This window comes from Sulfitobacter sp. 1A12157 (genome assembly GCF_043557345.1).
Taxonomy (GTDB): domain Bacteria; phylum Pseudomonadota; class Alphaproteobacteria; order Rhodobacterales; family Rhodobacteraceae; genus Sulfitobacter.
Window position 1 is genome coordinate 1 of the sequence record NZ_JBIFFV010000016.1, and the last position, 6,153, is coordinate 6,153.

Sequence of the window (6,153 nt, forward strand, 5' to 3'; positions counted from 1 at the left end):
CGATGGTACTGCGTCTTAAGACGTGGGAGAGTAGGTCATCGCCAAACCTAATAAGTTCCTAGACTACAGTATCTCTCGACGATGATCAGGGTAACAAAACCGCCGCAGCTCATAGCTGCGGCGGTTTTGTGTTGAAGGGGGTGTGCCCGGCGGCCAGCGAGATTTGGCGGCGCGAACGGTAAGCCTGCCAGAAAAAATCTCAAGAAAAATCACCTTTTTCTGTTCGAATGCGCTTGCAGCTCCCGCGCTATAAGTCTAAACGGAGGGCATTGGCGCGGGATGGAGCAGCCCGGTAGCTCGTCAGGCTCATAACCTGAAGGTCGTAGGTTCAAATCCTACTCCCGCAACCAATATTAGCGAAGTATCGCTTTGAGAAAAACCCGCCTTACCGCGGGTTTTTCTGTGTTTGAGGGGCAGTCAGCCCCCTGAACTGGCCCCCAAGGACCAGCCCCCTGTGCAGTAGGGCCAGAATGACGCCGAATGTGTCGGCGGCCCTCCCTAAGCGCGCAACCAGCTGGGAGTCAGATCGCTCACTGCCGCGGGCACACGCGCAAGAATGGATCTACGCAGTTTGCCGGGGCGGTCTAGCGCAGAGCGCGAGCCGTCATTCAGTGCGACATAGTGCTGGGTGAAGGGTAAGCGGTGGCCCGGGGTCACGTTGTAGGGTGTGATCCGCGCTGCGAGAACGAACTCATCTTATGATGGGGAGGGCGTTTCGCAATGTGCGCTACAAATTCGTTTCTCAGATCGCTTGGCGTTGAGATTTATGCGTCCGGCCACCGCCGTTGGTCGGATACCGCAAAGGCACAGGCGGTGGCGGACACGCTTGAGGTCGGTGCAACGGTGAACGCTGTTGCTGAGCGATATGGCATCCTTCCGAACCAGCTATCGGCGTGGCGTCGACTGGCCAAGGAAGGAAAGCTGTTGCTACCGGCGCCGGAGGCCGCTGAGCCGCTCTTCGCTCCACTGGTGGTTTCTGCTGGGCCGGAAGAGACCCCAGAAGCTTTAACCGTTCCGAATGAGGCGATCAGATTGATCTTTGGAGAGATTGCCATCGAGCTGCCGCTGCAGACATCTGCCTCTCGGATCGTAGAGATCGCCCATGCGCTTGAAGCTTCTTCATGCTGATGCCATCGCAAGGCGTTCGGATATTGGTTGCGACGCGGCCGGTGGACTTCCGTAAAGGACACGATGGATTGGCTTCGATGGTGCAGTTGGCATTGGCCCAAGACCCCTTTACCGGAACAGTCTTTGTATTCCGCGCCAAACGGGCCGACAGGATGAAGATTTTGTTCTGGGACGGCAGCGGGCTCGTGATGACCTACAAACGACTTGAGGAGAACAGCTTCATTTGGCCCGCCATTCGAGATGGCGTGATCACCTTGAACCGCCCCCAATTCGAGGCGCTTTTTGCAGGGCTGGACTGGCGCCGGGTGCGCTCTTTAGAACCCCGCAGACCGGCTGCGGCAGAGTGACTCGGAGGCGCAAAAGGCCTGCCCATTTGGACGTAAATCAAGCTATACTACGGGCATGTCCGACCTGCCGCCCATCGATATATCTGCCATCCCCGAGAGCCAGCGTGAAGCTGTCTTGGCGGTGCTGCGCGAGAACAAATCGCTGAAGCAAGAGACGACCGGGCTGCAAACCAAAGCATCTGAGCTGGAGGTTTTGGTTAAGCGCCTGGAGCACCTCATTGCCGAGCTCAAGAACGCCACACACGGCAAGCGCTCGGAGAAGTTAAGCGAGGATGAACGGCAGCTGGCTTTTGAAGACCTTGAAGTTGCCGTCGCTGAAGTTGAGACTCAGCAAGCTGAGCAGGCGCCCTCAGAGGCACGGCCTCGCAAAGCTGCCCGGCGCAATCGCGGCAATCTTCCCGCAGGCCTCCCGCGGGTTGAGCGGGTGGTCGAGCCTCAGAGTTTGAACTGCCCCTGCGGGTGTGGCGAGATGCACCGTATAGGTGAAGACCGCACCGAGCGGCTGGATATCATTCCAGCGCAGCTACGTGTCATCGTCACCGTTCGCCCCAAATATGCTTGCCGTTCCTGCGCTGAAGGTATCACGCAGGCCCCGGCTCCCGCGCATTTGATCGAAGGCGGGTTGCCGACCGAGGGCGCCATCGCGCATGTGCTGGTCAGCAAGTTCTCAGATCACCTGCCGTTGTATCGCCAAAGCCAAATCCTTGCCCGCTCCGGCGTCGATATCCACCGCAGCACTTTGGCCGATTGGGTCGGCACAGCGGCTTTCCATCTTAGCCCTGTCGTGGACCGCTTGGCGGAGCATCTAAGGAAGTCCGGCAAGCTATTTATGGATGAGACAACGGCCCCCGTCCTGGACCCAGGCCGAGGCCGCACGAAGACCGGATACCTTTGGGCACTGGCGCGCGACGACCGAGGATGGGGTGGAGATGATCCACCAGGCGTTGTCTTCACCTATGCCCCGGGTCGTGCGGGGCAGAATGCAGAGCAGATCTTGCAGGGCTTTGACGGCACTCTGCAACTGGACGGCTATGCTGGCTACAACCGACTGACGCGCCCGTCGCGGAAAGGCGGCGCGCCGATCACCGTCGCGTATTGTTGGGCACACGCGCGTCGCAAGCTGAAAGAGGTCTTTGACCGAGACGGCTCAGAGAACGCCGCAGAAGGGCTGCGTCGGATCGCGGAGTTCTACCGCATTGAAAGCGAGATCCGTGGGATGGGTCCGGGTCAGCGCCTCTCGGCACGTCAGGCCCGCACGGCACCATTGATGGCAGAGTTCGGCGAGTGGCTTCAGAGCCAACGGCGCCGGATCTCCTCGAAGTCCCGGCTCGGCGAGAAGTTGACCTATATCCATCGGCAGTGGAGCGGGCTGCAGACCTTCCTGCACGACGGCCGGGTCGAGATCGACTCCAATGCAGTCGAGAACCTGATCCGAACAATTGCATTGACGCGAAAGAACGCGCTTTTTGCCGGTCACGACGAAGGTGGCCACGCCTGGGGCCGCATCGCATCTCTCATAGCGACTGCGAAGGTCAATGATGTCGAACCGTTCGCATATCTCAAGGCCACCCTCGAAGCGATTGCGTTAGGGCATCCTGCCAATCGTATCGACGACCTTCTTCCGTGGAACTTCCAGCCGTCAAGCTGATCTCAAGTGCCGCATAGCCGCCGCTTACGGTGAAGGTTACGGTCGCCAGATGTCTTCGTCAGGGCCGATGTCACCAGAGAGGTAGGTTGACCTTGCGCTGGTGTGAAAGATCACCGTACAGGGGCGGTCGCAGCCCGCAATACAGGTCACGCCCGCGACGTCAAAGCCCTCGGGGATCGCCGCGACCGCTGCCGCGCTTGCAGCGCTCAGCCTTTGAAACAGGTCAAAGCCCGGGCGGCAGTCCGTGCCTTTGGGTTTGCATGAGGTGCAAACCGTAATTTGGTGGTTTTGCTGTGTACCCATGTCGCCCTTCGCGAACGCGGGGGCGATCGAGCGGCCTTGTTTTACGGTACGGAAGTTTCCCTGTCGCCATCATGTTGTCCTAACCAGACACCCCGTCTGGGTTGAGTTGCAATTACGACCCGTCTCGGCACCGGTGATGGCAGGCCTCCTGACTTGCGGATCGACGTTCGCCCGAGCCTTCCCAAACTTGTGGACTGGCCCCCGTTTCACCGGACACCTAAGCGGTTTCGGTTGCGGCCTTGATGAACTCGCGAGGCGAGCGCCATCTTAGACCGCTGTGGGTGTGTTGTTGTTATAGTCCTCGATCCATTCTCCTATCAAATTCAAAACGGTTTCGGCATTGGGTAGTGGATTGACGCGCACGTAATCGCGTTTGAGCGTCTTTACGAAGGCTTCGGACATGCCGTTGGATTGCGGGCTGGCGACTGGGGTGAAGCATGACTTCAGGCCGAGCTGGCGAGCGAAGATGCGGGTTTCCTTTGCTGTGTAAGCGCTTCCATTGTCGGATAAGACCTCGACCACCTCTGGCGCACGATAGCTGCCGAAGCGTTTTGGACCTGTCGCGGTTTGATGCCGCTCCTTTGATAGCATTTACTGCACCAAAGGAGACTGACTATGGGACTGAAACGGACGGACGAATCCCGCCAAGATGCGGTGCGTATCGCACTGACGAGTGGGCTGACGCGCAAGCAGGTGGCTGACGATCTGGGTGTTGGCATGTCGACGCCTAACAAATGGATCACCGCGCACCGAGGCACAGACGTGGTGTCGAAAGAGGATTTGAGCCTCGCCCCAGAGAATGAGCGACTTCGGCGCGAGAACCGTCTTCTCAAGGAGGAGAGGGAAATCCTAAAAAAGCCACCCAGTTCTTTGCGGGCCTAAAGCAATGAGATTTAGGTTTGTCGAGGAACACCGGAGCCACTTCCCCGTGAACCGCTTGTGTCATGTTGTCGGTGTCAGTTCGCGCGGTTTGCGAGCCTTCCGAAGCCGTCCTGCCAGCCGCAAACAGCGGTCTGATCTGGTCACCTTGGCGCACATCAAAGAACAATCCCGCCTCAGCCTGGGCAGCTATGGCAGGCCGCGCTTGACAGAAGAACTGAAGGAGATCGGCCTGAATGTCGGTCACCGCCGTGTGGGTCGTTTGATGCGCCAGAACGGCATATCCGTGGTGCGAACCCGTAAACACAAAGTGACGACAGACAGCGATCACAAGTTCAATATTGCGCCAAACCTGCTGGACCGGGATTTTATGGCTGACCAACCGAACCAGAAATGGGCCGGTGACATCAGCTATGTCTGGACGCGTGAGGGATGGCTGTATTTGGCTGTCATCCTCGACCTGCATTCAAGGCGCGTGATCGGCTGGGCGGTCAGCAACCGTATGAAACGAGACTTGGCAATACGAGCTTTGAAGATGGCAATTGCGTTCAGGGCACCGCCCAAGGGCTGCATCCACCATACGGATCGCGGGTCGCAATATTGTTCGCACGACTACCAGAAACTTCTGCGCCAGCACGGCTTCAAGGTGTCGATGTCTGGCAAGGGCAATTGTTACGACAATGCTGCCGTCGAGACCTTCTTCAAAACCATTAAAGCTGAACTCATTTGGCGCAGGTCATGGGAAACACGGCGGCAAGCTGAGATGGCAATTTTTGAATACATCAACGGCTTCTACAACCCACGGCGACGCCACTCAGCACTGGGCTGAAAAAGCCCCGTCGCCTTCGAACGGAAAGTGGCTTAAACGAGCACTTGGGGCGGCACGAAAGCGGGACAGGTCCATTTCTCGACCGCCTCCAGAAGCATGTCACGCACGTCCGAGCCGCTAATCCCGGCATTGGCGACAGCCCCCCCCCCAGGCGATGACCTCTCGATCATGAGCGTCGAGCAGGAACGCTGCGCGGATAACGTCGCCATTCCAGCAGGTGAACTCCAGTCCGTCAGAGCACCAGCGCAAGTTCGACCGCATCATGATAACCTTGCCGTCATGGATACGTTCGGGCCGGTCGAAGCCGGATCGCTCCAGCAGCATGTGATTGGCCTTCATAATGCGATAGACGCGTTTATGATTTGCTGGGGCAAGGCCTTCTGCCTTGAGTTCCCGGTTCAGCACTGCACAAATCCGGCGGTAGCCATAGGTTGGGCGCTCCGCCACCAAACGCTCGATACGTGGCAAGAGCGCCGCGTCTTGAGCTTTATAATAGCTCCGACGCGGCTCCGTGGTTCCTTTCTGTCGTTCATGCAAGTTCGAACGGGATACGCCTAACGTTTGTGCCACCGCCTTCACCGGGAACCGCCCGGTTTGAGCGACTGCGCAAGCAAGGTCGGTTTTTTTGAGCGGGACTTGTCGAGCGCTTCCTTCAAGATCTCCACTTCCAACGTTTTGCGTCCCAGCTGACGCTCAAGCTCCCGGACGCGGGCTTCCATCTCTCGGACAGCCTTATTACTGGTCACGCTGTCATCCCCTGTCACGGCGATACTCCCTCCCTCGAGCATCAATCTACGCCAACGATACAACAGATTTGGGGCCACGCCATTACGGCGAGCAACAGCGGAAACGCTGTCCCCGTCATAGAGGGTCTCTTCAACGAACCGCAGCTTTTCTGCCGCAGACCAGCGTCGACGGCGCCCGCCATCAGTAATGATTTCCATCTCAGACATAAGCACGTGCTTAAGGCTATCCTTAAGCCTTGTGTGGTTGCCGTCCGTAGTGCAAGAGGCATTCTG

General features: G+C 58.2%; 5 protein-coding genes, 1 tRNA gene and 2 pseudogenes. 5 read left to right on the forward strand and 3 right to left on the reverse strand.

Annotated elements, in window-relative coordinates:
* Positions 1 to 273: 273 nt before the first annotated feature.
* The 4 genes from ACGYLC_RS17495 (at position 274) to tnpC (ending at position 3,123) form a co-directional block, all read left to right on the forward strand.
* A tRNA-Met gene (locus ACGYLC_RS17495) sits at positions 274 to 350 on the forward strand.
* 370 nt (positions 351 to 720) lie between these two features.
* Positions 721 to 1,128, forward strand: coding sequence for a transposase (locus ACGYLC_RS17500; RefSeq protein ID WP_394424215.1), 408 nt, complete (start codon positions 721 to 723; stop codon positions 1,126 to 1,128).
* Positions 1,122 to 1,475, forward strand: a complete 354-nt coding sequence (gene tnpB / locus ACGYLC_RS17505) for an IS66 family insertion sequence element accessory protein TnpB (RefSeq protein WP_394424216.1) — start codon at positions 1,122 to 1,124, stop codon at positions 1,473 to 1,475. The genes ACGYLC_RS17500 and tnpB overlap by 7 nt, the downstream gene beginning before the upstream one ends.
* Positions 1,476 to 1,530: 55 nt before the next feature.
* Positions 1,531 to 3,123, forward strand: coding sequence for an IS66 family transposase (gene tnpC, locus ACGYLC_RS17510; RefSeq protein WP_394424218.1), 1,593 nt, complete (start codon positions 1,531 to 1,533; stop codon positions 3,121 to 3,123).
* Between the two features lie 36 nt (positions 3,124 to 3,159).
* Here tnpC and ACGYLC_RS17515 read toward each other — a convergent pair whose 3' ends face one another.
* A complete protein-coding gene (locus ACGYLC_RS17515; RefSeq protein WP_394424219.1) occupies positions 3,160 to 3,426 on the reverse strand; it encodes a DUF1636 family protein in 267 nt (88 codons plus the stop codon).
* A gap of 217 nt (positions 3,427 to 3,643) precedes the next feature.
* Positions 3,644 to 3,978 (reverse strand): annotated as a pseudogene (locus ACGYLC_RS17520) (integrase core domain-containing protein); the annotation flags it as partial.
* Between the two features lie 63 nt (positions 3,979 to 4,041).
* Here ACGYLC_RS17520 and ACGYLC_RS17525 point away from each other — a divergent pair.
* Positions 4,042 to 5,134 (forward strand): IS3 family transposase gene (locus ACGYLC_RS17525; RefSeq protein ID WP_394424221.1). Its coding sequence is split into 2 segments (ribosomal slippage): positions 4,042 to 4,286 and positions 4,285 to 5,134, totalling 1,095 coding nucleotides; the frame shifts between segments, so codons are not numbered across the junction.
* 74 nt (positions 5,135 to 5,208) lie between these two features.
* Here the strand turns inward: ACGYLC_RS17525 and ACGYLC_RS17530 are convergent.
* A pseudogene (locus ACGYLC_RS17530) lies at positions 5,209 to 6,087 on the reverse strand (IS3 family transposase); the annotation flags it as partial.
* Positions 6,088 to 6,153 lie beyond the last annotated feature (66 nt).

Excerpts from the sequence above, each read along its gene's own strand:
- tnpC (WP_394424218.1), top strand. The coding sequence starts at position 1,531 with ATGTCCGACCTGCCGCCCATCGATATATCTGCCATCCCCGAGAGCCAG.
- ACGYLC_RS17500 (WP_394424215.1), top strand. The coding sequence starts at position 721 with ATGTGCGCTACAAATTCGTTTCTCAGATCGCTTGGCGTTGAGATTTAT.
- tnpB (WP_394424216.1), top strand. The coding sequence starts at position 1,122 with ATGCTGATGCCATCGCAAGGCGTTCGGATATTGGTTGCGACGCGGCCG.
- ACGYLC_RS17515 (WP_394424219.1), bottom strand. The coding sequence starts at position 3,426 with ATGGGTACACAGCAAAACCACCAAATTACGGTTTGCACCTCATGCAAA.